22 protein-coding genes and 6 tRNA genes are annotated in these 25,287 nt (G+C 59.1%); 19 read left to right on the top strand and 9 right to left on the bottom strand.

The genetic code is table 11. The annotated features are described in order from the left end of the window. Nucleotide 1: 1 nt before the first annotated feature. From CLU84_RS14385 to hemH, 3 genes are all read right to left on the bottom strand, one after another. Nucleotides 2-955 (bottom strand): isopenicillin N synthase family oxygenase, encoded by a 954-nt coding sequence (locus tag CLU84_RS14385; RefSeq protein WP_099737745.1) that lies wholly within the window; start codon nt 953-955, stop codon nt 2-4. A 201-nt stretch (nt 956-1,156) separates the two neighbouring features. Further along, a complete protein-coding gene (locus CLU84_RS14380; protein ID WP_099737744.1) occupies nt 1,157-2,125 on the bottom strand; it encodes a LysR family transcriptional regulator in 969 nt (322 codons plus the stop codon). Between the two features lie 55 nt (nt 2,126-2,180). Then, entirely contained in the window at nt 2,181-3,278 is a 1,098-nt protein-coding gene (gene hemH / locus CLU84_RS14375) for a ferrochelatase (protein ID WP_099737743.1), read from the bottom strand. A gap of 71 nt (nt 3,279-3,349) precedes the next feature. On the opposite strand from hemH, the gene CLU84_RS14370 reads away from it, so the two are divergent. From CLU84_RS14370 to CLU84_RS14360, 3 genes are read left to right on the top strand one after another with little or no spacing between them, the layout of a single operon-like run. Then, nucleotides 3,350-4,099 (top strand): HAD family hydrolase, encoded by a 750-nt coding sequence (locus tag CLU84_RS14370; RefSeq protein WP_099737742.1) that lies wholly within the window; start codon nt 3,350-3,352, stop codon nt 4,097-4,099. A 45-nt stretch (nt 4,100-4,144) separates the two neighbouring features. Further along, the gene (locus CLU84_RS14365) at nt 4,145-4,993 is read left to right on the top strand and encodes a DUF2189 domain-containing protein (RefSeq protein ID WP_099737741.1); all 849 of its coding nucleotides are present in this window, start codon (nt 4,145-4,147) and stop codon (nt 4,991-4,993) included. A 46-nt stretch (nt 4,994-5,039) separates the two neighbouring features. Then, nucleotides 5,040-5,255, top strand: a complete 216-nt coding sequence (locus CLU84_RS14360) for a DUF2788 domain-containing protein (RefSeq protein ID WP_099737740.1) — start codon at nt 5,040-5,042, stop codon at nt 5,253-5,255. Between the two features lie 84 nt (nt 5,256-5,339). Here CLU84_RS14360 and CLU84_RS14355 read toward each other — a convergent pair whose 3' ends face one another. From CLU84_RS14355 to hpnC, 4 genes are all read right to left on the bottom strand, one after another. Beyond that, a complete protein-coding gene (locus CLU84_RS14355) occupies nt 5,340-6,362 on the bottom strand; it encodes a tripartite tricarboxylate transporter substrate binding protein (protein ID WP_099737739.1) in 1,023 nt (340 codons plus the stop codon). Between the two features lie 143 nt (nt 6,363-6,505). Further along, nucleotides 6,506-7,852, bottom strand: coding sequence for a hydroxysqualene dehydroxylase HpnE (gene hpnE / locus CLU84_RS14350; protein ID WP_099737738.1), 1,347 nt, complete (start codon nt 7,850-7,852; stop codon nt 6,506-6,508). A gap of 8 nt (nt 7,853-7,860) precedes the next feature. Beyond that, nucleotides 7,861-8,700, bottom strand: coding sequence for a presqualene diphosphate synthase HpnD (gene hpnD / locus CLU84_RS14345; RefSeq protein ID WP_099737737.1), 840 nt, complete (start codon nt 8,698-8,700; stop codon nt 7,861-7,863). Nucleotides 8,701-8,849: 149 nt separating this feature from the next. Further along, complete coding sequence (gene hpnC, locus CLU84_RS14340) at nt 8,850-9,755, bottom strand: squalene synthase HpnC (protein ID WP_099738033.1); 906 nt, start codon at nt 9,753-9,755, stop codon at nt 8,850-8,852. 239 nt (nt 9,756-9,994) lie between these two features. Between hpnC and CLU84_RS14335 the strand changes: the two genes are divergently transcribed. The 13 genes from CLU84_RS14335 (at nt 9,995) to CLU84_RS14275 (ending at nt 23,027) form a co-directional block, all read left to right on the top strand. Then, complete coding sequence (locus CLU84_RS14335; protein WP_233210167.1) at nt 9,995-11,170, top strand: efflux RND transporter periplasmic adaptor subunit; 1,176 nt, start codon at nt 9,995-9,997, stop codon at nt 11,168-11,170. Continuing rightward, entirely contained in the window at nt 11,167-14,376 is a 3,210-nt protein-coding gene (locus CLU84_RS14330; RefSeq protein ID WP_099737735.1) for an efflux RND transporter permease subunit, read from the top strand. Before CLU84_RS14335 ends, CLU84_RS14330 begins: the two co-directional genes overlap by 4 nt. Before the next feature lie 82 nt (nt 14,377-14,458). Continuing rightward, nucleotides 14,459-14,545 (top strand) — tRNA-Leu (locus tag CLU84_RS14325). A 338-nt stretch (nt 14,546-14,883) separates the two neighbouring features. Further along, complete coding sequence (tig, locus tag CLU84_RS14320) at nt 14,884-16,194, top strand: trigger factor (RefSeq protein WP_099737734.1); 1,311 nt, start codon at nt 14,884-14,886, stop codon at nt 16,192-16,194. Between the two features lie 135 nt (nt 16,195-16,329). Further along, the gene (gene clpP / locus CLU84_RS14315; protein WP_099737733.1) at nt 16,330-16,938 is read left to right on the top strand and encodes an ATP-dependent Clp endopeptidase proteolytic subunit ClpP; all 609 of its coding nucleotides are present in this window, start codon (nt 16,330-16,332) and stop codon (nt 16,936-16,938) included. Nucleotides 16,939-17,114: 176 nt separating this feature from the next. Continuing rightward, nucleotides 17,115-18,377, top strand: a complete 1,263-nt coding sequence (gene clpX / locus CLU84_RS14310; RefSeq protein WP_099737732.1) for an ATP-dependent Clp protease ATP-binding subunit ClpX — start codon at nt 17,115-17,117, stop codon at nt 18,375-18,377. Between the two features lie 157 nt (nt 18,378-18,534). After that, a complete protein-coding gene (gene lon, locus CLU84_RS14305) occupies nt 18,535-20,952 on the top strand; it encodes an endopeptidase La (RefSeq protein WP_099737731.1) in 2,418 nt (805 codons plus the stop codon). A gap of 109 nt (nt 20,953-21,061) precedes the next feature. Further along, nucleotides 21,062-21,137: transfer RNA gene (locus CLU84_RS14300), tRNA-Gly, on the top strand. A gap of 57 nt (nt 21,138-21,194) precedes the next feature. Next, nucleotides 21,195-21,270: transfer RNA gene (locus CLU84_RS14295), tRNA-Gly, on the top strand. Nucleotides 21,271-21,327: 57 nt separating this feature from the next. Continuing rightward, a tRNA-Gly gene (locus CLU84_RS14290) sits at nt 21,328-21,403 on the top strand. A gap of 57 nt (nt 21,404-21,460) precedes the next feature. After that, nucleotides 21,461-21,536 (top strand) — tRNA-Gly (locus CLU84_RS14285). Between the two features lie 16 nt (nt 21,537-21,552). After that, nucleotides 21,553-21,626 (top strand) — tRNA-Cys (locus CLU84_RS14280). 192 nt (nt 21,627-21,818) lie between these two features. Beyond that, nucleotides 21,819-23,027, top strand: a complete 1,209-nt coding sequence (locus CLU84_RS14275; RefSeq protein ID WP_099737730.1) for a tyrosine-type recombinase/integrase — start codon at nt 21,819-21,821, stop codon at nt 23,025-23,027. Here CLU84_RS14275 and CLU84_RS14270 read toward each other — a convergent pair. After that, nucleotides 23,024-23,395: a helix-turn-helix domain-containing protein gene (locus CLU84_RS14270; RefSeq protein WP_099737729.1), complete on the bottom strand. Its 372-nt coding sequence runs from the start codon at nt 23,393-23,395 to the stop codon at nt 23,024-23,026. The genes CLU84_RS14275 and CLU84_RS14270 overlap by 4 nt on opposite strands. Nucleotides 23,396-23,397: 2 nt before the next feature. Then, nucleotides 23,398-23,568 carry a hypothetical protein gene (locus CLU84_RS14265; RefSeq protein WP_199173740.1) on the bottom strand — a complete coding sequence of 57 codons (171 nt, stop codon included), beginning with the start codon at nt 23,566-23,568 and terminating at the stop codon, nt 23,398-23,400. Between the two features lie 35 nt (nt 23,569-23,603). Here CLU84_RS14265 and CLU84_RS14260 point away from each other — a divergent pair, with 35 nt between their 5' ends. The 3 genes from CLU84_RS14260 to CLU84_RS14250 are packed head-to-tail and all read left to right on the top strand — an operon-like array spanning nt 23,604 to nt 25,111. Continuing rightward, nucleotides 23,604-23,987 carry a hypothetical protein gene (locus CLU84_RS14260; RefSeq protein WP_199173739.1) on the top strand — a complete coding sequence of 128 codons (384 nt, stop codon included), beginning with the start codon at nt 23,604-23,606 and terminating at the stop codon, nt 23,985-23,987. A 42-nt stretch (nt 23,988-24,029) separates the two neighbouring features. After that, nucleotides 24,030-24,617 carry a hypothetical protein gene (locus tag CLU84_RS14255; RefSeq protein ID WP_099737728.1) on the top strand — a complete coding sequence of 196 codons (588 nt, stop codon included), beginning with the start codon at nt 24,030-24,032 and terminating at the stop codon, nt 24,615-24,617. Between the two features lie 2 nt (nt 24,618-24,619). After that, nucleotides 24,620-25,111, top strand: a complete 492-nt coding sequence (locus CLU84_RS14250; protein WP_099737727.1) for a DUF1833 family protein — start codon at nt 24,620-24,622, stop codon at nt 25,109-25,111. Nucleotides 25,112-25,287 lie beyond the last annotated feature (176 nt).

Here is a 25,287-nt window from a genome sequence, read left to right as displayed (position 1 = left end):
GTCAACCGTAGGTGCGGCGATAGCATTCGATCTGGTGCTGCTCCACCGTGACGGCCGGGTACTTGGGCTGTTCGCCTTCGTCCAGGCAGGTGGTAATGCATTCCACCTTGTGCATCGGGTTGCCGGTGAAGAAAAAAGGCACGGAGTAGCGCTCGCGGCCCGAGATATTGATCACCCGGTGCAAGGTGGATACATAGCGGTCATTGGTCCAGCGTGCAAACAGGTCGCCGATATTGACCACGAAGGCTCCGGGCACGGGTGGTGCATCGATCCAGCTTTGCCCATCTTTGTCCCAGACCTGCAGACCGCCAGCCTCGTCCTGCAGCAGCAGCGTCACGCCGCCAAAGTCCGTGTGCGCGCCACAGCCTTTTTCGCCGGGTTCGGGGTTGGCGGGCTGAGGCGGGTAGTGCAGCAGGCGCAGGGTGGCGGCGGCTTCATGCAGATAGCCATCGAAGTGGCTGATCGGCAGGCCCAGCGACAGGGCCAGGCCGCGTACGACGGTAGCACCCAGGCCATAGGCCGCCTGGTAGTAGCTCTGCATTACGGTGCGGAAATCGGGCAGAGTCTCTGGCCATTGGTTGGGTCCGGTATTGAAGCGGCCGGCCAGAACGCGCGGGTCGTTGGCGGCAACCTCGGCACCCGCATAAAAGCTTTCCTTGAGGTCGGGTGGTGCGCCGCTCTCCAGCGTCTGGGCGCGCAGCGGTTCATAGCCGCGATTGCTGCGGGAGAGTTTTTTGTCTACAGCCAGCTTTTCAGCCATGGGCAGGTCAAAGAAGCGCTGGCTGGCGGCAAATACGTTGTGGATCAGCGCCGGGTCGATGCCGTGGCCGGTGATGTAGAAAAAGCCGCGTTGCTCGCAAGCCTGGCGCAGCTGCCCTGCCACCAGGTGCTGATCCACGGGATCATGGCTGCGCAGGCCGCTGATATCGATGATGGGGAGGGCAGAGTGGCTCACAAAAGGCTTCCAAAAGCTGAAGATCTGGAGCCAGTTTAGAAAGCATGCTCTGTGCTGGATAGCGCAGCTTTTGCTGCGGGGTGATCTAAAAATGTGAGCGGTTATCGCTTGCGGGTAAAGAGATGCACGGCGTTGGTGCATTGAGTCGAAGGTGTGCGCACAAGGCCGGTGCAGGGACTTGAGGTGGCCTGAGATTTGCTGCTAAGGATGGGTGGACGTAGCTTTCCCATAGCTATCGACCCATTCACGCAATGCCGCACTTTCCTCGTTCTCGCGGGTTTCTATGGCGTCGGCCACGATGCGGTTGAAGGCGTCGAGTGCCGAAGGCAGCGTGCGCCCCGCACGCACGTAGACGCCCAGTTCGGAATACAGCGTGCTGGGTGTGTCCAGCGGCACATGGACCAGCCGCCCCTCGCGCAGCTCTCTTTCCAGACCCAGACGGCTCTGGAAAGAGAGCCCCACGCCGCGCTCGACCAGACTTTTGGCCAGCTCTATGGACGAGGTTTCCAGCAGCACCTGCAATGCACGCTTGTGGTGCGTCAACAAGGGCTGCAGCAGCTCGTGCATGGAGAGCTCGGGCGTTGGCAGAATCAACGGAAAGGCCGCGCATTGTGCAAAACCCACGCGCTCCAGCTGGGCAATCGGGTGCTTGGGCGGCACGATGGCACCCAGCGCAAACCGGCCCATGGTGCACTGGCGCAGATTGTCGTGGCGCTTGACTGAAAAGCCGATGCCAACGTCCGCATCGCCCTGAATCACGGCCTGTGCAGCCTGTTGCGAGCCACAGGTGCGCACATGAATCTGAATCGTCGGATAGCGCCTGTGCATCTGGGTGAGCACGGCAGGCATCAGGTCGGCGTTAAGACCTTCCACGGCAGCCACGCTGACAGAGCCGCGGCGCACGCCGCGCAGCAACTCCAGTTCGGTGGCAAGGCGGTGCTCGTCCTGCAGCACCGTGATGACATGGCGCGAGAACACCTCGCCGGCAGCCGTGAGCCGCAGGCCGGAGCTGAGGCGCTCGAACAGCGGACTGCCAATCTCGTCTTCGAGCAGCAGCAACTGGCGATTGACAGCCGATGAGGCGACATGCAGGTGGCGTGCGGCCTCGCGTATGGAGCCGCAGCGGCGAATCATGTCGAAATAGCGAATGGAGCGGGCGTGGATATGCATGCCCTTTCAGGCTGCATATGCCGTGCCAGTTCGCGGGTGCTTGGCCGCTCTGGTTTTACTGAGATGACCCAGTCGATTGGGCGCGCTGGGCTCGGGCCTTGAGTTCGGCTTCGTCTTCGCGCTGCGTGGGCCAGCCCTGCATGTGCTGCTGGGCAATATTGCTCAGAGCCGTCAGCCACGGCGCGCTGTCGTTCAGGCAGTCTATGTATTCAAACTGCTTGCCGCCTGCGTGCAGAAAGGCTTCGCGTGCTTCCTGGCTGATTTCTTCCAGTGTTTCAAGGCAGTCGCTGGTAAAGCCGGGGCAGACAACATCTACGCGCTGGGTTCCGGCCTGCGCCAAGGCAATCAGCGAGGGTTCGGTATAGGGTTCCAGCCACTTGGCCTTGCCAAATCGCGACTGGAAGGTGACCAGGTACTGATCGGCATTGAGCTTGAGGCGCTCGGCCAGCAGGCGCGCAGTTTTGTGCGATTCGCAGTGATAGGGGTCGCCCAGGTGCAGGGTGCGCTCGGGCACGCCGTGAAAGCTCATGACCAGCTTTTCCCCCCGGCCATGGCCGCGCCAGTGCGCTTCGATGCGCTGGGCCAGTGCGTCGATATAGCCTGCATCGTCGTGGTAACGGTTCACAAAGCGCAGCTCAGGAATGTGGCGCTGGGTCTTGGCCCAGTCATACACGGCATCAAACACGCTGGCCGTGGTCGTGCCCGAGTACTGAGGGTACAGCGGCAAAATCAGAATGCGCGTGCAGCCTTCTTTTTTGAGGGCATCCAGTTGCGCCTCGATGGACGGCTTGCCATAGCGCATGGCGGGCAGCACCTGCACGTTGTGGCCGCGCTCGCCCAGCCAGCCGCGCAACAGTGTGGCCTGGCGCGTGGTCCAGTGCAGAAGTGGGGAGCCGTCTTTTTCATGCCAGACCGTGGCGTACTTGGCGGCCGATTTGGCCGGACGCGTGCGCAAGATGATGCCGTGCAGAATCGGCCACCAGGCGAGTTTGGGAATCTCGACGACTCGGTCATCGCTCAGAAACTGGGCCAGATACGGGCGCACGGCTGCGGCAGTCGGGGCATCGGGTGTGCCTAGATTGCACAGCAGAATGCCGGTGCGGGCGGATTGATCGTGGCGGAAGCTGGGTTCGGGCGCAAAGCGTGATGGCATGGCGCAATTGTGTCAGCTAAGAAGCGAGCGTGGCAGCTCTGCGCGTTTGCATTGCCGCTATCCTTGCGGGTATGCAAGCTCAAGACACCATCAATCCCGCCATCGAAATTCTGCAGCAGCTGCGCGCTAGCGGCCAGATTCGTGCCATCAGCTTGGATCTGGATGACACGTTATGGCCTATCTGGCCCACCATTGCCAAGGCCGAAGGCATTTTGCTGCGCTGGCTGGAGCAGCATGCGCCCGGCACGGCCCAAAGTCTGGGAGATACCGCGACGGTGCGGGCACTGCGCCATGAAATTGTGACGCTGCGCCCTGATCTGAAAACCGACCTGAGTGGCCTGCGTCGCGAATCCATTCGTCTGGCACTGACGCGTGCTGGGGACGACCCGGCACTGGCCGAGCCTGCATTCGATGAATTTTTTGCGGCACGCCATCAGGTGGATCTGTTTGATGACGCATTGCCTGCCCTGCAGTTCTTCTCGCAGCGCTGGCCAGTCGTGGCGCTCTCCAACGGCAATGCCAACGTGAATGTGGTTGGCATTGGTGAACACTTCAAGGCATCGCTGTCGGCCAGCGGTGCGGGCATGGCCAAGCCGGATATACGCTTTTTCCAGGCCGCAGCCGATGCCGTGGGCGTCGCGCCCGAGCATGTGCTGCATATCGGCGATGATGCGGCTCTGGATGTGCAGGGCGCCATGGATGCGGGTATGCACGCGGTGTGGCTCAACCGTGAGCAGTTAGCATGGCCTTGCGTGGGTCCTGAACCCCACGTCACAGTCGCCAGCCTTTGGCAGTTGTGTCAGGGGCTGGCAGATCGTTGACCTGACGAGCGAGAGCGTGCGCGGGTCGGCGAAGAGGAGTTGCCTATGCCTACCTGCCAGACCGCCTGCCTTTTCACCCCGCCGCCACTGGCGCCGGTGCATACCATCTCCTGGAGTCAGCCGCTGGTGTGGCTTTCCAGAGCCTTGCGGGACATTGCTAACGCTCCTTTAATGAGCATGGCGCATGGTCTCATCTTGATCCTGATCGGTGCAGCCATCCTGACCGTGGGGCACAATCGCTTCTGGTTGATGGCAGGAGCCTTGTCTGGCTTTCTGGTGGTAGGGCCTCTGGTGGCCACCAGCCTGTATGCCATCAGCCGGGCCATTGAGCGCGGTGAGACTGCGAACTGGAGTCTGATTCGCAAAACCTGGACTCAATGGCAAAGCTGCCATGCCACGGGTCGGGGAGGGTACTGGTGCATGGTGAAGTTTGGTGCGCTGCTGGCGCTGGCGGCCACAGGCTGGGTGCTGATTTCTGCATCGTTGATCACCGTGATGTCGCCCGTGCATGTGGAGACATTGCAGGACTTCATTGCGGATGTGGTGCTGGCCAAGGATGGTCAGCTTTTCATGCAATGGATGGCTTTGGGCAGCTTTCTGGCTGCCCCGATATTTGCGTCCAGCGTAGTGGCCATGCCGCTGATGCTGGACAGGCGAGTGACTGTGCGCCAGGCCGTGTTGACCAGCTGGTCCGTGGTTCTGGCTAACCCGAGGCCTATGGCTTTGTGGGCGGCGCTGATTGTATTGTTGACTTTGCTGGGCCTTGGCAGCTATTTGCTGGGGCTGTTGGTTGTGATGCCCTTGCTGGGCCATGCCAGCTGGCATGCTTATCGAGACTTGGTGGATGCCTCGGCATTTGCTTCCAGGGATGAACCGATAGAGCCTGCCGCCTGAGCGCCGCACGACCAGGGCCTGGCAAGGCTGTAAGGACCTGGTTGTCGTGATATTTGGCTATACGGAAGAGCAGATCGCCCACTTTTTTCTGACCTGGGGCGTGGGCGCCTTCATCTTGTTCATGGTGTTCATCATCCTGCAGCTGGCGCGCCAGTCCAAGGCAGGAAAGTTCGGCACCTTTGTTATCTGTCTGGGTCTGGGCGTTGGCTTTATTGGCTACGTCGCCAAGATCGTTATCCAGTGGTGGATAGAACGTAATTGACACCCCCTGAGGCGCTTTGCGCCTTCCCCCTCTCTGGCGCGTAGCGCCGGAGGAGGCGGATACCTTCGCTGCGCCCGCTTTTACTCAGTTCGGCTTGACTTGCGCGCGCTTCAGTACTTTTTGCCAGCGGTTTTGCTCGGTGGCGATGAACTGGGCGAATTGCTCTGGCGTGCTGCCAATGGGCTCCGCCGCATCGCCCAGCAGGCGCTTGAGGGCGTCGGGGGCCTTGACGGCTTTGGCGCATTCAACCGCCAGCTTGTCCACATGGGCGCGAGGCAGGGTCGATGGGGCCAGCATGCCGTACCACTGTGTCATTTCAAAACCGGGGAAGCCTTGCTCGGCCACCGTCGGCACATCGGGCAGTTGCGGCAGGCGCTTGGTTGAGCCAGTCGCAATGCAGCGCACCTTGCCTGCCTTGATAAACGGCAGCAGCGCAGCAGCGCCCACAGCTGCGGCATCAAGACGGCCCGAGAGCAGGTCGGTCATCATGGGGCCGGTGCCGCGGTAGGGCACGTGCAGCATGAAGATATCGGCGGTCATCTTCAGGTATTCAAACGCCAAGTGGCCTGCGCTGCCATTGCCGGCCGAGCCGTAGCCCAGCTTGCCGGGGTTCTTTTTGGCATAGGCCACCAGCTCGGCAATGTTCTTGACCGGCAGATCGGGGTGCACCACATACAGGCTAGGCACCTTGGCCAGCAGGCTCACAGGCACAAAATCTTTCTTTGGGTCCCAGGACAGCTTGTCAAAAATGTAGGGGTTGACGGCCAGTGTGCCGATGTGACCGAGGATGACGGTGCTCTGGTCCTCAGCACGCGCTACTTCCTGCATGGCGATATTGCCTGCTGCGCCGGGTTTGTTGTCCACAAACACGTTCTGACCCAGCGTCTTGGAGAGTTCTGCTGCGGTGGAGCGGGCCACGATTTCTGAGCTGCCCCCGGGTGCGAAAGGCACAACAAAGCGAATCGGGCGGCTGGGCCAGTTGTCATCGGCCGCCTGAGCCAGACCGGGCAGCAAGCTGCTGCAGGCCAGCGCGCCTGCACCCGTCAGCAGATGGCGGCGCGAGATGGTCAGAACTTCGCGAGTGGATTGGTTGAACGTGGATGCCATGTTGTCTCCGTTGCTTTGGTTTTATTTGGCTGAGAGTGAGCCCTCAACCCATGGTTGCAACTGTGGCTGTCAAACGGCTGTCAAACGTGGTGCTGCAGGACTATTCAGGCATCAGGAATACCCTGATGAGAGGGCTACAACGCCTAGAGCTGGTCTGCTTTGACTAGTTCATCTGCCGCCGCCATGCCACTGCGTACGGCGCCTTCCAGCGTGGCGGGGTAGGGGCCGGCAATGTAGTCGCCACAGGCCCACAGGCCATGGCCCAGCGCCATTTCAGGGCGCTCTGCAGCAGGAGTGCAGGCAAAAGTGGCGCGTTTTTCCACTACGGTTTGCACGGCTTCAATGTCTTGCCAGCCCAGTTGCTGGCGGGCTTGCTCCAGTACCTGATGCTGCAACGTTTCGCGGTCTGTCCGGCAGTCGCTGATGACAAAGGCCATCAGGCCTTGCCGGGCAGCAGCTTCGGTGTGCAGGTGGCCGCGATCAAACACAAACTGCGCGGGTGCCGACTCGCCGGGGTGCAGGGCCAGCCAAGGCATGGCAGCTGTTAGGCGATGGCTGGTGCATGCGTAAACCGTGGCAATGGCGGTGTGCTCAAGCGCCTGCGCGGTTTGTGCCCAGCTTTGGTAGTGCACACCGTTTCGGGCGGGCAGGCGTTCGTCTTCGGCGGCCAGCAGGGCCAGCCTTGCAGCTTCATGGGGCGGGCAGGCCAGCAGCACGGCATCAAAGCGCGATTGCTCCAGTGCGGTGGCGATGACGGGGTTGGCTGTGCGAAGCAGCCATTGCGGGCCTTGGGGAATCAGTTCCTGAGTGCGGCTGGCCGTATGCACGGCATGGCCCCGGCTTTGCAGCCATTGCGCGGCGGGCACGGGAAATAAATCACCCAAGCCGCAGCGCGGTACCAGAAAGTGAGAGCCGCCGGTGCCTGCAAACAGGGCGTCGTGCAGCACACGCAAAAAGATGCTGCCGCTGGCCTGCGCTGCGGGCAGGTTCAGAGCCGAGACGCACAGCGGCTCAATAAATTCATCGAGCAGCCGCCCGGGCAGGCCGGTGCAGATATCGGCCACCGTGGCCGTGTCTGCGCAGCGAAAGCCCTGCAAGCGCCAGCGCACGGCACGGCCCAGCAAGGCGGCGCGCTCGCGCAGCGACCAGCCGCTGGCGCTGGCAATGCCGATCAAGGCATCCAGCGGTGCGGGAAGGTTGGGGAAGGAGAGGCCGCTGCCATCGGCATAGCGCATGGCCAGTGGCTTGCGCAGCAAGGCTTTTTCGGGGTCGGTGCCAACCATGCGCATCAGGCGCAGACAGTCGGCATAGGCGCCAATCAGAATGTGCTGGCCGTTGTCGGCGTCTATGCCACTGGGTAGATCCAGATTGCGGGCGCGGCCACCCAACTGGCGGCTGGCTTCAAAAACTGTGGGGTGATGGCCGCTGAGCGAGAGCTGTACTGCGGCGGCCATGCCGGCCCAGCCGCCACCGATGATGGCAACTTGCATGGCTGCGATTACATGCGGCCCAGCGCCTGCATCTTCCAGACCAGCCAGAGCTTGCGCAGTGGCGTGAGGCTGATGCGCTGGTGCAGTACCTGAAAGTTCTCGGACTCAATCTCGCGCAGCAGGGTGCGATAGATGCTGGCCATCATCAGGCCGGGCTTTTGGGCGCGGCGGTCAGCGTCGGGCAGTAGCGAGAAAGCCTTGTCATACAGGCCATGGGCGCGCTCGGCCTGAAAGCGCATCAGCGCGGTAAAGCGGTCTGAATACTCGCGCTTGGTAATCTCGTGCGCCTTCACGTCGAACTGCTGCAGCTCGCTGATGGGCAGGTAGATGCGGCCGCGCATGGCGTCTTCGCCCACATCACGAATGATGTTGGTGAGCTGCAGCGCCTGACCCAGCGTGTGGGCGTATTCGGTGGTGCGCTCGTCGGTCTGGCCAAAGATGCGCGCTGCGACTTCGCCGACCACGCCTGCCACCAGATGGCAGTAGCGCTGCAGACCGGCATAGTCCAGATAGCGGGTCTGGTCCAGATCCATCTGGCAGCCTTCGATCACGCCTTGCAGATGGCGTTCTTCAATGCCATAGGTCTTGGCGTGGGGCATCAGCGCCAGCATCACGGGATGATTGGACTGACCGCTAAAGCCTTTGTGCACTTCACTCTTCCACCATGCGAGCTTGGTGGCGGCGACGCCGGGGTCGGTGACCTCATCGACTACGTCATCCACTTCGCGGCAGAAGGCATAAAAAGCCGTGATAGCGGCGCGACGCTCCTTGGGCAAAAAGAGGAAGGCGTAGTAAAAGCTGCTGCCCGAGGACGCTGCTTTGTCTTGGACGTACTGATCCGGATTCATAGGGGGAGCATTGTCACATGGCAAGGGTGTCTGGCGGGCGCAAGAGTGCAATGCGCTGCTTGCGCATAGTCAAAACTGCCGCTCGTACTTTTAATTTAATAGCTGCTAGCGCCTATCTATAAAGGGCTGGAAGCTATTTTTACTTGAATTCAGGTGGACATGATGAGGGCTTGCCAGAGCATGGCAGGCACATCTTTTTTGCCCAGCTTGATGCGCTGGTAGAGGTTGCGGCCCTGCATGGCGTCCAGCTTGTTCAGAATGCGCAGCCCGCCTTGCACCACCAGACGCAGTTCCCAGCCTGCACGGCCGGGCAACTGATGGACCAGCGGTGCGCCATGGTTCATCAGGCTGCGAGCCTGGCGGTTGAGTTCATCCAGCAGCGTCTGCAGCGCGGGCGTCAGCGCTTGCGCTTCGGGTTTGATAGCGCTTCGCGCAAGTCCATGGCGGGCCAGATCGGCATCTGGCAAGTAATGGCGCTGGCGCGGCAAGTCCTGACTCAAGTCCTGCCAGAAGTTGATGAGCTGCAGCGCTGTGCAAATGGCGTCGCTTTGAATCAGTGCCTTGGCATGGCCCACGCCATACAGATGCAGCAGCAGCCGCCCTATGGGGTTGGCCGAGCGCCGGCAGTAGTCAAGCAACTGGGCCATGTCGGTGTAGCGAGTCTGCGCGCCCGTCATGCGCACATCTTGATCAAAGGCGCTGAGCAGGTCGGCCAGCAATTGCTTGGGCAACTGGTGCACCTGCACCTGTGCGGCCAGCGGGCCAAAAACCTGGGGCCAGGCGGTGCGGGCCAGCATGCTGGCTTCACCAGCCGTGCCTATGTGCTGCAGATCGGTCGCGTATTGCTGCAGCGTGAGCAGGCGCTGCTCGGTGCTGAAGTCACCCTCGTCAGCCAGATCGTCGGCGGTGCGCGCAAAGTGGTAGATGGCCGCAATCGGCGGGCGCAACTGGGGTGGGCACAGCCACGATGCGACGGGGAAATTTTCGTAGTGCGTGATGCTGCCCGGCTCATGGGGCGCGGGGCTTGCGGGGGGCGTATGGTTCACGGCCCGTATTGTGGACTGAGCTGCGCCAAGGCTTGTCGCTGGCCGATAAAAAGACGGCGTAAAAGCGTACGAGCGTGCACAATCAGCGCTGACTTTGGTGCAGCGGCCTTCCCGGTAGCTGCGCTTTTCTTCTTTTTTAAGCCCAGGACACCATGGCTGTATCGCCCTTTCGTCGTTTTGCAGTGTCGGTTTCATCGCGCAGGCATGCTGCTCCTTTGCTGGCCCTGTCTATCGTGGCGGCTGCGGCCATGTTGTCGGCATGCTCCAAGAAAGAGCCTCTGCCTGAGCCGGTTCGTGCGGTCAAACTGGTGACGGTGGGCGAGGGCGCGATCGAAGCGGCTCAAGAATATTCGGGCGATGTGCGTGCCAAGGTGGAGTCTCGTTTGGGCTTTCGCGTCGCAGGCAAGATCACCAAGCGCGAGGTGGAGCTGGGCCAGCATGTCAAGGCGGGTCAGGTGCTGGCGCGACTCGATGCGCGTGACTACCAGCTCAGCGCCGATGCCGCGCGTGCCCAGCTGTCATCTGCGACCACACAGCGTGACTTGGCCGATGCCAATGCCAGGCGCTTTCGCACGCTGCGGGCGCAGAACTTCATCAGCGCCGCCGAGATGGAGCGCTATGAGGCCAATTTGAAGGCCGCTCAGGCATCGCTGGACCAGGCCAAGGCACAGCTGTCCAGCCAGTCCAATCAGGAAAATTACACCCAGTTGCTGGCCGATGCCGATGGCGTAGTGACCAGCGTGGATGCCGAGCCCGGACAGGTCGTAAGCGCAGGCTCACCCGTGGTGCGCATTGCACTCGATGGCGCGCGGGATGCGGTGTTTAACGTGCCAGAAGATCGCCGCAGCGCCATCAAGCCCGGGCAGGCCGTCAAGGTACGCCCCTGGTCTGATGAATCTCGCCTGATTGATGCACAGGTGCGCGAGGTGGCTGCCAGTGCTGATGCGGCAACGCGCACCTATCTGGTCAAGGCAGCCTTGCAGGGTGCCGATTTGCCCGCGCTGGGCTCAACGGTGCAGGTCATCCCCGAAGGCATGGGTGCGGGCAAGCAGGCGGTGGGCGCGCAGGTCATCAAGCTGCCGACCACGGCTTTGCGCCAGGAAGGTGACAAGGGCCAGGGCACGGCGGTGTGGCTGTATGACGCGGCCAGTGGCTCCGTCAAGCTGCAGCCGGTGCAAGTCGGTGCAGCGGATGGCAACGAGGCGGTGATTGCCTCTGGTCTGCAGCCGGGTATGCAGGTGGTGGCCACGGGTGTGCATGTGCTGACACCGGGGCAAAAGGTCACTGTGTACCGCGATAAATATGCCAAGCCGGCTCAAAATTTACAGCCAAATCAGCCTCAAGCGCAGGCAGGTGAAGCGCAAGCAGCTCCTGAAACAGAAGCGAAGGCACAGCCAGCAGCAGCCGTGGGGGCTGGCAAATGAGCGGCGGAGACAAGCATAAGACAGGCGGTTCGCACTTCAATCTTTCCCGCTGGGCACTCGATCATGTGGCGCTGACGCGCTACTTCATCGTTGTGCTGATGGTGCTGGGCTTTGCGGCCTTTTTCCTGCTGGGGCAGGATGAAGATCCGCCGTTTACCTTCCGCGCCATGGTCATTCGTACCTACTGGCCTGGCGCCACGGCGGAGCAGGTGGCGCAGCAGGTGACGGACAAGATAGAGCGCACTCTGCAAGAGGTGCCCTATGCCGACAAGATCAGCAGCTACTCCAAGCCCGGCGAGTCGCAGGTCATCTTCCAGGTCAAGGACTACTCGCCGCCCAAAGAGGTGCCGCAGCTCTGGTACACGGTGCGCAAAAAAGTGGGCGATATGCGCTACACCTTGCCGCAGGGCGTACAGGGGCCGTTTTTTAACGACGATTTTGGCGATGTCTATGGCGTGATCTACGCGCTGCAGGCTAAGGGCTTCAGCTACGCCGAACTGAAGACGCTGGCCGACGATGTGCGCCTGCAACTGCTGCAGGTGCCCGACGTGGCCAAGGTGGAGCAGTTTGGCGTGCAGGACGAGAAGGTCTACGTTGAGCTGTCACATCGCGCCACGCAAATGGGGCTGAACCTGAAGCAGGTGCTCGATCAGCTCAACCAGCAAAACGCCGTGGCATCGGCTGGCATGCTGCAAACGCCTGCTGAAACCATCGTGCTGCGCGTGCAAGGTCAGTTCAACGATCTGAATCAGCTTCGCGAAATGCCGATTGCCGGCCCGGGCGGTGCCCAGTTCAGGCTGGGCGATATTGCCGAGGTGCGCCGTGGCTACGCCGATCCCGCCAATGTGATGGTGCGCTTTCAGGGCGAGCCTACGGTGGCGCTGGGTGTCTCCATGGTCAAGGGCGGGGACATCATTGCCCTGGGCAAAGCGCTGACGCTGACGACAGATCGCATCGCCAAGAGTTTGCCTGTGGGCGTTACGCTGAACAATATGCAGAACCAGCCCAAGGCGGTGGCGGATTCGGTCAGCGAGTTCCTGCAGGTGCTGGTCGAGGCCGTTGTCGTGGTGCTGGCCGTGAGTTTTCTGAGCCTTGGCCTGCACAAACGTCAGGGCCAGAATCCGCTATGGAGGCGCTGGTATATCGACCCTCGCCCCGGTCTGGTGGTGGGCATCACCATTCCGTTGGTGCTGGCGGCCACTTTTCTGGCCATGTGGTACTGGGATATCGGGCTGCACAAGGTGTCGCTGGGCTCGCTCATCATTGCGCTGGGCCTGCTGGTGGACGATGCCATCATTTCCGTGGAGATGATGGTGCGCAAGATGGAAGAGGGCTACGACAAGTACCGCGCCGCTACTTTTGCCTATGAAATCACGGCCAAGCCCATGCTGACCGGTACGCTGATTACGGCAGCGGGCTTTTTGCCCATTGGCATGGCCAAGTCCATGACGGGCGAATACACCTTTGCCATCTTCGCGGTGACGGTGATCGCGCTGGTGCTCAGCTGGTTTGCATCGGTCTACTTCGTACCCTATCTGGGTTTGCTGCTGCTCAAGAAGCCGCCACATGCGGCCAAGCTGCCGCCTGAGGTGGCATCTGGCGAGGTGTCTGCCGAAGAAGCTGGCATCAACACCAATGCCGGTGAGCACGAGCTATTCAACACGCCGTTCTACAACCGCTTTCGTCGCATGGTGAACTGGTGTGTGCAGCACCGCTGGCTGACGATTGGGGCCACGGTGCTGGTGTTTGCGCTGGGGCTGGTGGGCATGGGCAAGGTGCAGCAGCAGTTCTTCCCAGATTCCAGTCGCCCTGAGGTGCTGGTCGATATCTGGTTCCCCGAAGGTACGGCACTCAGTGCCAACAAGGAAGTCACGTTGCGCGTGGAAAAGCGCTTTCTGGAGCTGGAAGGGGTGGACTCTGTCAGCGAATGGATTGGCTCCGGTGCGCCGCGCTTTTATTTGCCGCTGGATCAGGTGTTCCCGCAGAACAACGTCTCTCAGTTCATTCTGGTGGCGAAGGACTTGAAGGCGCGCGAAGAAATTCGCAAAAAGCTGCCGGCACTGATGGCCGAGGAATTCCCCGAGGTACGGGCCCGCTCCAAGTTGTTGCCCAATGGGCCGCCTGTGCAATATCCGGTGCAGTTCCGCGTGATGGGGGCTGACCCCGCCAAGCTGCGCACTTATGCCGATAACGTCAAGAAGCTGATGCAGGACAACGCCGATATGCGCGGCGTGAATGACAACTGGAACGAATCCGTCAAGGTTATTCGTCTGCAGGTCGATCAGGACAAGGCGCGTGCCCTGGGGGTGACCAGCCAGTCGATTGCCGAAGCCACCGGCATGAACTTCAGCGGCACCACCGTGGGACAGTTCCGCGAGGGCGATAAGCTCATCGACATCGTGATGCGCACACCCAAACAGGATCGTGACGCCATCACGGATATTGCTGGCGTTTATGTGACCACCAGCGGCGGCAAGTCGATTCCGCTCACGCAAATCGCCAAGCCTGCCATGGTTTGGGAGCCCGGCGTGATGTGGCGCGAGAAGCGCAACTTTGCTATCACTGTTCAGGGCGATGTGCGTGAAGGCCTGCAAGGTGCGACGCTCACCAATGAATTGCTGCCGCAGCTGCGCAAGATGGAGGCGACTTGGCATGCCGGCGGTGATGTTGGCTATCGCATCGAAGTCGCCGGCGCGGTGGAGGAGAGCTCCAAAGGCTCCGGTGCCATCGTGGCGGGCATTCCGGTGCTGCTGTTCCTGACGTTTACGCTGCTCATGCTGCAGCTGCGCAGCGTCAGCCGCTCGCTGCTGGTGTTTATCACCGGCCCGCTGGGTGTGCCGGGAGTGGCTGCGGCATTGCTGCTGCTGAACCGCCCGTTTGGCTTTGTGGCGCTGCTGGGGGTGGTGGCCTTGATGGGCATGATTCAGCGCAACTCCGTCATCTTGATCGACCAGATTGAGACCGGCCGTGCGCAAGGCGTGCCCGCGTGGGATGCGATTGTGGAAGCGGCGGTTCACCGTCTGCGCCCCATCGTGTTGACTGCCGCTGCTGCTGTGCTGGCCATGATTCCGCTGTCACGCAGCGTGTTCTGGGGCCCTATGGCGGTAGCCATCATGGGCGGCTTGATTGTGGCGACCGTGCTCACATTGCTGGCGCTGCCCGCCATGTATGCGGCAGTGTTTCGTATCAAGAAGGAAACGGCCTGACCTCTTTGTGCTGAAAGCTGCCAATTTGCGGCTAGAATCTGCGTCTTGACCTCAGTAAGCGTAAATTTGCGCATTACTGACCGCGCGGGTGGCGAAATTGGTAGACGCACCAGGTTTAGGTCCTGACGGTGGCAACACCGTGCCGGTTCGAGTCCGGCTCCGCGCACCAGATACTGGCAGCTCATGCTGCCAAGAGCCCGCAACCTCAAACAAGGTGCGGGCTTTTTCTTTGCTGCACAGGGCTTTTTTGCAAAGCCGGTGTCAGCTTTTCAGGCAAACCCCTTATGTCCGATGACGGAGCCAGCGCAGCGGCTCGTTATAATGGTCGGCTTCGCCTGTTTCTGATTTGAATAAATGCCCGGTGCCAGACGCGGGGCTCATTACCGGAGCAGGCTTCGAAAATTTGTGGTGCCGCATGACGCTAGATGTGCGCGCACTGTGACTTTGCGCAATACGGTGCAGGTTGCACAGCAATCTGCACGGTCCTCATCCCTCTTAGGAAAAATCATGGCCGTTAACGTTGAAACTCTTGAAAAGCTCGAGCGCAAGATCACGCTGAGCGTGCCCCTGTCTGCTATCCAGTCCGAAGTGGATGCACGTCTGAAGAACGTTGCGCGCACTGTGAAGATGGACGGTTTCCGTCCTGGTAAGGTGCCTATGAGCGTTGTGGCTCAGCGCCATGGTTACGCTGTTCAGTACGAAGTGCTGAACGATAAGGTGGGCGAGGCTTTCGCTGCTGCTGTGACTGAAGCCGACTTGCGCGTTGCTGGTCAGCCCAAGATTACTGAAAAGGAAGGCGCTGCTGAAGGCGAAGCCCTGTTCGAAGCAGTGTTCGAAGTGATGCCTGAAGTCAAGATCGGTGATCTGACTGCTGCTGAAGTGGAAAAGCTGTCCACCAATGTGGACGACGCTGCTATCGACAAGACTGTAGACATCCTGCGCAAGCAGCGTCGCACTTTCGTCGAGCGCGCAGCCACTGAAGCTGCTGTAGATGGCGACCGCGTGACTGTGGACTTCGAAGGCAAGATCGACGGCGAAACTTTCTCCGGCGGTAAGGCTGAAGACTTCCAGTTCCTGGTTGGCGAAGGCCAGATGCTCAAGGAATTCGAAGACGCAACCCGCGGCATGAAGGCTGGCGAGTCCAAGACTTTCCCCCTGGCTTTCCCTGCTGACTACCATGGTGAAGACGTGGCCGGCAAGACTGCCGACTTCCTGGTGACAGTGAAGAAGGTGGAAGCCGCTATCCTGCCCGAAGTGAATGCCGAGTTTGTGAAGACTCTGGGCGTGGACGGCGGTTCAGTTGAAGCCCTGCGCGAAGACATCAAGAAGAACCTGGAGCGCGAAGTGAAGTTCCGCGTTCAAGGCCGCAACAAGCAAGCCGTAATGGACGCTCTGGTGTCCGTGGCTGAGTTGGACCTGCCTAAGGCTTCCGTGCAAGCTGAAGTGGGTCGTCTGCTGGAAGGCGCTCGCGCTGAACTGGAACAACGCGGTATCAAGGACGCAGCCAAGGCTGAAATCCCTGAAGACATCTTCCTGCCCCAGGCAGAGCGTCGCGTGCGTCTGGGTCTGGTGGTGGCCGAGCTGGTCAAGACCAATGAACTGCACGCTACGACTGAGCAAATCAAGGCTCACGTGGAAGAGCTGGCTTCCAGCTACGAAAAGCCTGAAGACGTGGTTCGCTGGTACTTCGGCGACCGTAACCGTCTGGCCGAAGTGGAAGCTGTTGTGATCGAAAACAACGTGACCGAGTTCGTGCTGGCCAAGGCCAAGGTGACGGACAAGGCTGTGTCCTTCGACGAACTGATGGGTCAGGCTTAATCGCTGTTGATCTATTGTCGGTACTTGCCCTAGGCAGGTACTGATAAGTTGAAAAGCGGGGCTTGTGCTTTTGCGCGCAGGCCCCATTTTCATTTCAGAATGCGGCTACAGTAGGCGCATAGCACTGGAGAAAACATGAGCGCATTGGATACACTGGGTTTGGGCATGGTTCCCATGGTCGTTGAACAGTCGGGTCGCGGTGAGCGCTCTTACGACATCTATTCGCGTCTGCTCAAAGAGCGCGTGATTTTCCTGGTCGGTGAGGTCAATGACCAAACCGCCAATCTGGTGGTTGCTCAGTTGCTGTTTCTGGAAAGCGAAAATCCTGATAAGGATATTTCTTTCTACATCAACTCCCCTGGTGGCAGCGTGTCGGCAGGCATGGCGATTTTTGACACCATGAATTTCATCAAGCCTGATGTGTCCACTCTGTGCACAGGTATGGCTGCCAGTATGGGCGCGTTCCTGTTGTCCGCCGGAGCCAAGGGCAAGCGTTATGCATTGCCCAATGCTCAGGTCATGATTCACCAGCCTCTGGGTGGTGCGCGTGGTCAGGCCACTGAAATTGAAATTCATGCCCGCGAAATCCTCAAGACGCGCGAACGCCTGAACAAGATTCTGGCTGAGCAGACCGGTCAGCCGCTGGAGCGCATCCAGCGCGACACAGAACGCGACTATTACCTTTCTGCCGAAGAGGCTAAGGAATATGGTCTGGTTGATCAGGTGATCAGCAAGCGTTCTTGAAATTGCTAGCGCCAAGCCCAGTCCCTGACTGGGCTACAAGGCAGCTTCAATCAAAAATCTGATTGCTGTTCAAAGGCTTTCAGAGCTTGCTCGGCGGCGTTTGCCCCTGATGGCATACGCCGCCTTGTCTTTGGTTATCATTAATTTTCGTTTTTTCGTAACGAGGCATAGCCCCCATGGCCGATAAAAAAGGCTCTTCCACCGAAAAGAATTTGTATTGCACCTTCTGCGGCAAAAGCCAGCATGAGGTCAAGAAGCTGATTGCCGGCCCGTCCGTGTTCATCTGCGATGAGTGCATCGACTTGTGCAATGAGATCATTCGTGACGAACAGCCTGCTGTCGACCCCAAGGAAGGTCGTGGAGATCTGCCTACGCCTGCAGATATCAAGAACAATCTTGATAACTATGTGATTGGGCAGGAGCAGGCCAAGCGCACGCTGGCTGTGGCGGTATACAACCACTACAAGCGCCTCAATCACAAGGACAAGGCTGGCAAGGACGACGTGGAACTGACCAAGAGCAATATCTTGCTGATTGGCCCCACGGGTTCTGGCAAGACGCTGCTGGCTCAGACGCTGGCGCGTCAGCTCAATGTGCCGTTTGTAATGGCCGATGCCACCACGCTGACCGAAGCCGGTTATGTGGGTGAGGACGTCGAAAACATCATCCAGAAGCTGCTGCAAAGCTGCGAGTATGACGTTGAGCGTGCCCAGCGCGGCATTGTCTACATCGACGAAATCGACAAGATTTCTCGCAAGTCTGATAACCCCAGCATCACGCGTGATGTTTCGGGTGAAGGCGTGCAGCAGGCGTTGCTCAAGCTGATTGAAGGCACGATGGCCAGCATCCCTCCTCAGGGCGGTCGCAAGCACCCCAATCAGGACTTCCTGCAGATCGATACGACCAACATCCTGTTCATCTGCAGCGGCGCGTTTGCAGGGCTGGAAAAGGTCATTGAGAACCGTACCGAAGCTTCTGGCATTGGCTTTGGCGCTGCCGTCAAGAGCAAGAAGCAGCGTTCTATCTCTGACATTTTCCAGGAGATTGAGCCTGAAGATCTGATCAAGTTTGGCATCATCCCCGAGCTGGTTGGCCGTATGCCTGTGGTAACTGCACTGTCCGAGCTGAGCGAAGAGGCGCTGGTACAGATTCTGACCGAGCCCAAGAACGCTCTGGTCAAACAGTACAGCAAGCTGCTGGCCATGGAGGGCGTGGAGTTGGAAATCCGTCCTGCAGCGCTTAAGGCAATTGCCCGTAAGGCACTGGCTCGCAAGACCGGTGCTCGTGGCCTACGCTCCATCGTGGAACAGTCGCTGATCAGCACCATGTTCGAGCTCCCAACAGCAGAGAATGTGGAAAAAGTCGTGGTGGAAGAGGCCACGATTGAGGACGGTAAAGAGCCGTTGCTGGTTTACCGCGAAGCCGCCAAAAAGGCTTGATACTGTAGCTGGCATGCAAGGCGTGTGATGAAAAGTCACCGCTTTGCCGCCGCAGGCTGAAAGGCAATGCCCCTGGAGAAGCAAAAAACAATTTGTAGCCAGGGGTTGAAATACACCGGTAGGCGGACCATCTTCCGCAGAGAAACCGAGGATATCTATGTCTGCAAAAAAATCTTTGCCTTCTACCGAGCTGAATCTGCCACTGCTGCCTTTGCGCGATGTAGTGGTGTTTCCGCATATGGTGATCCCGCTGTTCGTGGGGCGCTCCAAGAGCATCAAGGCTCTGGAGCTGGCCATGGAAGGCGACCGCCGCATCATGCTGGTGGCGCAAAAGACTGCGTCCAAGGATGAGCCTGCTGCTGAAGACATGTTTGATGTGGGCTGTGTGTCCACCATCTTGCAGATGCTCAAGCTGCCCGATGGCACCGTGAAGGTGCTGGTCGAAGGTCAGCAGCGCGCTCTCGTCAAGCAGATCAATGACGAAGATACGCATTTCACAGCCTCTGTCACGCCTGTTGAATCATTGGGTGAAGGCGCACATGCGCAAAGCGAAATCGAAGCGCTGCGCCGTGCAGTGACCCAGCAGTTTGACCAGTACGTCAAACTCAACAAGAAGATTCCTCAGGAAATTCTGACCTCTATCGCCAGCATTGACGATGCAGGTCGTCTGACTGACACCATTGCGGCCCACCTGCCATTGAAGCTGGAGAGCAAGCAAGCCGTTCTGGATCTGGTGGACATCAAGGAGCGTCTGGAAAACCTGTTCGAGCAGCTCGAACGCGAAGTAGACATCCTCAACGTCGACAAGCGCATCCGTGGCCGCGTCAAGCGTCAAATGGAAAAAAACCAGCGTGACTTCTATCTGAATGAGCAGGTCAAGGCTATTCAGAAGGAGTTGGGCGAAGGCGAAGACGGCGCAGACATCGAAGAGATCGAAAAGAAGATCAAGCTCGCCAAGATGCCTGCCGAGGCACGCAAGAAGGCAGAAGCGGAGATCAAAAAGCTCAAGCTGATGTCGCCCATGTCGGCAGAGGCGTCGGTGGTGCGTAACTACATTGAAGTGCTGACGGGTCTGCCTTGGTCCAAGAAGACCAAGATCAAGCACGACCTGGCCAATGCCGAAGAAGTGCTCAATGAAGATCACTTTGGCTTGGATAAGGTCAAAGACCGCATTCTTGAATATCTTGCAGTGCAGCAGCGCGTGGACAAGGTCAAGGCACCGATCCTGTGTCTGGTAGGTCCTCCTGGTGTGGGTAAGACCTCGCTGGGGCAGTCCATTGCCAAGGCCACGGGGCGCAAGTACGTCCGTATGGCGCTGGGCGGCATGCGTGACGAAGCTGAGATTCGCGGACATCGCCGTACCTATATCGGTGCCATGCCGGGCAAGGTGTTGCAGAGCCTCGAAAAAGTTGGCACGCGCAACCCTTTGTTCCTGCTTGATGAAATCGACAAGCTGGGTATGGACTTCCGTGGCGATCCATCGAGCGCCTTGCTGGAAGTGCTGGACCCCGAGCAGAACAACAAGTTTGGCGACCACTATGTGGAAGTCGACTTCGATCTGTCTGACGTGATGTTTGTGGCGACTTCTAACTCCATGAACATTCCTTCGGCGCTGCTGGACCGTATGGAGGTGATTCGTCTGTCGGGCTATACCGAAGACGAAAAAACCAATATCGCCATGCGCTACCTGCTGCCCAAGCAGATCACCAACAATGGTGTGAAGGAGAGCGAGCTGGAGGTGACCGAGTCCGCTATTCGTGACATCGTGCGCTACTACACCCGTGAGGCGGGCGTGCGTTCGCTGGAGCGCGAGCTGTCCAAAATTTGCCGCAAGGTGGTCAAGGGATTGCAGCTGGGCAAGCTCAAGCCTCAGGTCGTGGTGAATGCCGACAACCTGAATGACTACTTGGGTGTGCGCAAGTTCAGCTACGGCCGTGCAGAGCATGCCAATCAGGTGGGTCAGGTGGTGGGGCTGGCCTGGACGGAAGTGGGCGGCGATTTGCTGACCATTGAAGCGGCCATCATGCCTGGCAAGGGTGTCATCACGCGTACTGGCTCGCTGGGCGATGTGATGAAGGAATCCGTGGAAGCTGCCCGTACTGTGGTGCGCAGCCGCGCACGCCTGCTGGGTATCAAGGATGAAGCCTTTGAGAAAAAAGACATTCATGTGCACGTGCCCGATGGCGCGACACCCAAGGATGGTCCCAGCGCTGGCGCGGCCATGACAACGGCTTTTGTCTCGGCGCTCACAGGTATTCCTGTGCGTGCTGATGTGGCTATGACCGGTGAAATCACCCTGCGTGGTGAAGTCACGGCGATTGGTGGACTTAAGGAGAAGCTGCTGGCCGCTCTGCGTGGAGGCATCAAGACTGTGCTGATCCCTGAAGAGAACGCCAAGGACTTGCAGGACATTCCGGATAACGTGAAGAGCGGTCTGGAGATCATTCCTGTGAAGTGGATTGACCAGGTGCTCAAGGTCGCTTTGGAGCGCGTGCCTGATCCTCTGCCCGAGGAAACAGTGCCTGCTGTCAGCGCTGCAGATGCCAAGCCCACCGAGGCTGCAATCAAGCACTAAGCTTGTTTTTATGAAAAATGTGGCGTTTTTTCTGGGACCCCTCAGAACTGCGCTACAATTCATCCATCGCAGCAAACAACGTTGTAGAATGTTGGGCTTCGGTAGATATGCGGGAATAGCTCAGTTGGTAGAGCGATACCTTGCCAAGGTATAGGTCGACGGTTCGAACCCGTTTTCCCGCTCCAGATTTTTAGAGTCTGTAGCAATGCAGATTCGCATCGGAAGGTGAAAGCCTTTTGAATGCGGGAATAGCTCAGTTGGTAGAGCGATACCTTGCCAAGGTATAGGTCGACGGTTCGAACCCGTTTTCCCGCTCCAGATTTTTAGAATCTGTAGCAATACAGATTCGCATCAGAAGGTGAAAGCCTTTTGAAAGCGGGAATAGCTCAGTTGGTAGAGCGATACCTTGCCAAGGTATAGGTCGACGGTTCGAACCCGTTTTCCCGCTCCAGATTTTCAGAATCTGTAGCAATGCAGATTCGCATCAAAAGGTGAAAGCCTTTTGAATGCGGGAATAGCTCAGTTGGTAGAGCGATACCTTGCCAAGGTATAGGTCGACGGTTCGAACCCGTTTTCCCGCTCCAGGTTTTTTGTGATGACGGCGCGATAGCAAAGCGGTTATGCCCCGGATTGCAAATCCGGTTAGACCAGTTCGACTCTGGTTCGCGCCTCCAGATTTCTCCAAGGAAATCAACAAGTTAGGCCTCCCACACGGGAGGCCTTTTTGTTTTTGCACGCGCAAAACCCCCGCAAAAACGATGCTGACCGCGCGAAAAGTGCGGTCAAACCACGCCTCATCTGCATTACTTGGCGGTGAGACGAGTACACTGCGCCACTGAGTTTTTATACAGCTGTTGGGGGTGTATATGGCAAGTGTGAGAGAGACGCGCACGGGTCGCTTCGAGCTGACGATCCGAAACAAGCTGCTGCCCAAACCGGTGTATCTGTCGTTTGACACGCGGGAAGCGGCCGAAACCTATGGCAAACAGTGTGACATGCTGCTGGCGGGTGGCGTGGTGCCGCCCAATTTGATCAACACCGAAGTGCAACCCAAGGTGACTGAGCGCTTGCGCTACATCATCGGGGCTTGGATGGATACCGGTCAGCCCGCGAAAAGTGACCTGGAGATCCTGCGGTTGCTGCAGATTGAGCTGGGCAAAGTTCTGATCGCTGACGTCAATTACAAATGGGCCGAAGCCTGGGTCAAGTCGATGAAGCTTGATGCAGACAAAAACTATGCGCCCAGCACCATCCGCAAGCGCATCGGATCACTGTCCCGTTGCTTTGACTGGTGGCTAAGGCATGCTGCAGACGTGAATATGGGCAACCCGTTGAAGCTGCTGCCCCGTGGCCTGGCTTCATACAACGGCAAGGACCGTCAAGAGATTGAGGAAGCTAACGCAAATGCCAAGCCTGGTGCTACTGAGCTGGCCATCCGTATGGACATCAGCAGAGAGCGGCGATTGTTTGCGGGCGAGGAAGACAAGCTGTTGCGGGCCATGGCCGGTGAGAAGCGTCCAGACCGTGAGCGTGCATTGAGCGCGCCGGATATGCGGGCGATGTCAGCGCTGTTCAGTGTGATCGTCTGGACTGGGCTGCGGCTGCGTGAAGCCTACACATTGACCCGTGGGCAAGTCATGCTCGATGCCGTGAAGCTGCGTGTGCGTACCAGCAAGCAGTGGCATGGTGCCGTGAAGTGGCGGGAAGTTCCAGTGCGGCCGGAGTTGCTGCCTGTGCTGCGTGACTACTTGGCCACCTTGCCAGATCATGGGGCTGATCAGCTGATTTTCCCGTTCTGGGGAGGGGAAGAAGAAGAGATGGTGCGGGTGTCAAACAGGTTGTCAAACCGCTTCAAGACTGTGTTTGCGTATGCAGGTTGCGAGGCTTTGACTGAGCACGACTTGCGACATGAGGCAACCTGCCGCTGGTATGAGATGCGTCACCCGAAGACGGGTGACTGGATGTTCCGCGAGATTGAGATTCCGAAAATTATGGGCTGGGCACCTGGCAGCAAAATGCCGCAGCGCTACGCCAGCTTCAGAGCTGAAGACTTGGCCGCGCGCATGTACGGTTAGCACGCCAGCCCCGTGCTGGACAGCAGGCCGCTGAGGTCTGGTGGTGTGCGCCTCTGCCCACGTGTGCGGCGGGGCTCGCTGCTGGGCAGCAGAGGTGATGGCGCGGCAGGGTCTTGGCCCTTGTCCAGCGCATCTGCGCGTGTGCGCTGCAGCTCTGCACGGCGCTTGGCGGCTTCGGCCTGGGCCATGTCGTTGAGGCATTGCAACAACGCTTGGCGGGGGATGACCCAGCCCTTGCCGAATTTGATACCGGGCAGATCGCCGCTGCGGATGCGGGCCTCGGCCGTTTCCTTGTCGCAGCTCAGCAGCTCTGCCAGTTGCGCAGCGGTGTAGATCTCGCTGTCAATGATTTGTGCCGGCGTATCCATTCTCAGGCTCGCTTTCTTTGTTCTTGTTTGTGGGGTGTCAGTGTGGCCATGCTGTCGTCGGCCTGGTAGACCTCGCCGCCTTCGCTTTGCGTGCGGGCGATCAGGCGGCGCGCCGCTTTGTGGACTTCACCGGCCGTGAGCTGCTGCAACTGGAACTCGTGCAGATCCAGCATTTCGCGCAGGGCATACGACCCGGCACGCCAGCCCCTTGTTGCGCACCAGCATGGCATCGGGCCGGGCGCGTCAGCGCCGCAAATTCACCAGTGTGCCCAGTGTGCACACGTGTGCATGGCTGATGACGCAGGCGCAGGCGCAGGCTTTTGAGGCATGGTTTGCCGAGAAGCTGGTCGACGGTGCGCAGTGGTTCAACATGCCGCTCAGGACGCCCATGGGTTCGGGAAAGCTGCTTTGCCGATTCATGGACATGTATGAAGGCCCGGATCTGGTGGGGATCGACCGCTGGCAGATCTCCGCTCCGATTGAGGTGTGGGCGCGGCCGCTTCTGCCGCCTGGCTGGGGCCTGCTGCCGGAGCTGGTGATCGGCTCCAGCATCATTGACCGGGCCGTGAATCAAGAATGGCCGAAGGCTTGAGGCAGTATCGCCAATAGCGCTTTGAATTTCACAGGATCAAACATGACATTCGATACCTTTTTGACGATGGCCTTCACCTCCTTGGTGTCCAGTGGATTGGCCGTGTTTCTACTGAAAAAATGGGTGGAGCATTTATTCAGCGCTCGGCTCGCAAAACTTGAAACGGAAAACCGCATGCGCGCCCATGAGCATCAGATTCGATTTACGCGCTTTGACGAAAAGTTGGCGCATGCAATTGAGGAAGCTTATGAATCTGTGTGTGCCTACACAGAGGCTGTACAACATTCTGTAAGGGTGATGCATGAGCAAGGTATCGATGCCGCCAAAGATTCAGTAAAAAACACAGACGAGCTTGCGTTTGAATTCATGAATGCCATGCGTCGAAATGCGATTTATCTTCCTGAAGGGATCACGAATAAATTGCGCGAGACGCGTTACGCTTTGCGCGATGCATATTCTGCAGAGCTCTTTTATTTTCGTGACAAGCAAGCGGGCGAGACAGAAGCTGTATCGTCTGTTATTAAGGGCGTATATCGAAACGCAGGCTTACGAGATTCCTGCGACAAACTGATGCTTGAACTGCAGTGCATGCTGAGAGAGCATCTCAGTCGCTTTGAACGCGTGCATTGAGCATGGTAACCAGCACAGTTTTGAAGCTGTTATACGCCGGCGACGATGTGACGACCTTGCGCATCTGTACGCTCGACATCGAGCTGCCGAGTGGCGAGCACATACGCCTTGCCCACAGCTATGAAGACCTCACACTGGGCGTGGACGGTGTGCCACAACTCTTCGAGGCCTGCGGCTTGGAGATCTCCCTGCCAGAGCGCAGCACCATCGGGAACCAGTCCCTGCGCTTTGGCCTGGGGGTGGTCGATGGTCGGGCGCATCGCCTGATCAGTGACGCGCTCGACTCTGGCCAGCCTTCGTATGTTGTCTACCGCGAGTATGTGTCGACCGATACCTCGGCGCCGGCAACCGCACCGAAGCGCATGCTGATCCAGGGGGGCGATATGAATAGCAACGTCCTGCAGGTCGAGGGCAGTTACTTCGACCTGCTTAATCTGGCCTGGCCGCGTGATCGCTATACGGCGGACAAGGCACCTGGCGCCAAGTACCAATGAGGCAGTTCCTGCGGACGCGCTACGTGCGCGGCGGGCGCGGCCCCGTGGACTACGACTGCTGGGGCCTGGTGCGCGATGCGCGCTCGTCGCTGTTCGGCCGGGCGTTGCTGCCGACCCTGCAGGAGGCCCGACCGGGTGAGCTGCGCGGCATAACACGGGCGGTCGACCGGGTCATC

Origin of the sequence: Comamonas sp. 26, from assembly GCF_002754475.1 — a bacterium.
In the GTDB taxonomy this organism is placed as follows: Bacteria; Pseudomonadota; Gammaproteobacteria; order Burkholderiales; family Burkholderiaceae_C; genus Comamonas.
Note: the sequence above shows the minus strand (reverse complement) of the source record. Positions and strands in the feature narration are given on the sequence as shown.

Excerpts from the sequence above, each read along its gene's own strand:
- clpP (WP_099737733.1), top strand. The coding sequence starts at position 16,330 with ATGAGCGCATTGGATACACTGGGTTTGGGCATGGTTCCCATGGTCGTT.
- CLU84_RS14335 (WP_233210167.1), top strand. The coding sequence starts at position 9,995 with ATGTTGTCGGCATGCTCCAAGAAAGAGCCTCTGCCTGAGCCGGTTCGT.
- CLU84_RS14355 (WP_099737739.1), bottom strand. The coding sequence starts at position 6,362 with ATGGCATCCACGTTCAACCAATCCACTCGCGAAGTTCTGACCATCTCG.
- CLU84_RS14380 (WP_099737744.1), bottom strand. The coding sequence starts at position 2,125 with ATGCATATCCACGCCCGCTCCATTCGCTATTTCGACATGATTCGCCGC.
- hpnE (WP_099737738.1), bottom strand. The coding sequence starts at position 7,852 with ATGCAAGTTGCCATCATCGGTGGCGGCTGGGCCGGCATGGCCGCCGCA.
- CLU84_RS14330 (WP_099737735.1), top strand. The coding sequence starts at position 11,167 with ATGAGCGGCGGAGACAAGCATAAGACAGGCGGTTCGCACTTCAATCTT.
- CLU84_RS14270 (WP_099737729.1), bottom strand. The coding sequence starts at position 23,395 with ATGGATACGCCGGCACAAATCATTGACAGCGAGATCTACACCGCTGCG.
- lon (WP_099737731.1), top strand. The coding sequence starts at position 18,535 with ATGTCTGCAAAAAAATCTTTGCCTTCTACCGAGCTGAATCTGCCACTG.
- CLU84_RS14265 (WP_199173740.1), bottom strand. The coding sequence starts at position 23,568 with ATGCTGGATCTGCACGAGTTCCAGTTGCAGCAGCTCACGGCCGGTGAA.
- CLU84_RS14275 (WP_099737730.1), top strand. The coding sequence starts at position 21,819 with ATGGCAAGTGTGAGAGAGACGCGCACGGGTCGCTTCGAGCTGACGATC.
- CLU84_RS14250 (WP_099737727.1), top strand. The coding sequence starts at position 24,620 with ATGGTAACCAGCACAGTTTTGAAGCTGTTATACGCCGGCGACGATGTG.
- clpX (WP_099737732.1), top strand. The coding sequence starts at position 17,115 with ATGGCCGATAAAAAAGGCTCTTCCACCGAAAAGAATTTGTATTGCACC.
- CLU84_RS14255 (WP_099737728.1), top strand. The coding sequence starts at position 24,030 with ATGACATTCGATACCTTTTTGACGATGGCCTTCACCTCCTTGGTGTCC.
- CLU84_RS14370 (WP_099737742.1), top strand. The coding sequence starts at position 3,350 with ATGCAAGCTCAAGACACCATCAATCCCGCCATCGAAATTCTGCAGCAG.
- tig (WP_099737734.1), top strand. The coding sequence starts at position 14,884 with ATGGCCGTTAACGTTGAAACTCTTGAAAAGCTCGAGCGCAAGATCACG.
- hpnD (WP_099737737.1), bottom strand. The coding sequence starts at position 8,700 with ATGAATCCGGATCAGTACGTCCAAGACAAAGCAGCGTCCTCGGGCAGC.
- CLU84_RS14365 (WP_099737741.1), top strand. The coding sequence starts at position 4,145 with ATGCCTACCTGCCAGACCGCCTGCCTTTTCACCCCGCCGCCACTGGCG.
- hemH (WP_099737743.1), bottom strand. The coding sequence starts at position 3,278 with ATGCCATCACGCTTTGCGCCCGAACCCAGCTTCCGCCACGATCAATCC.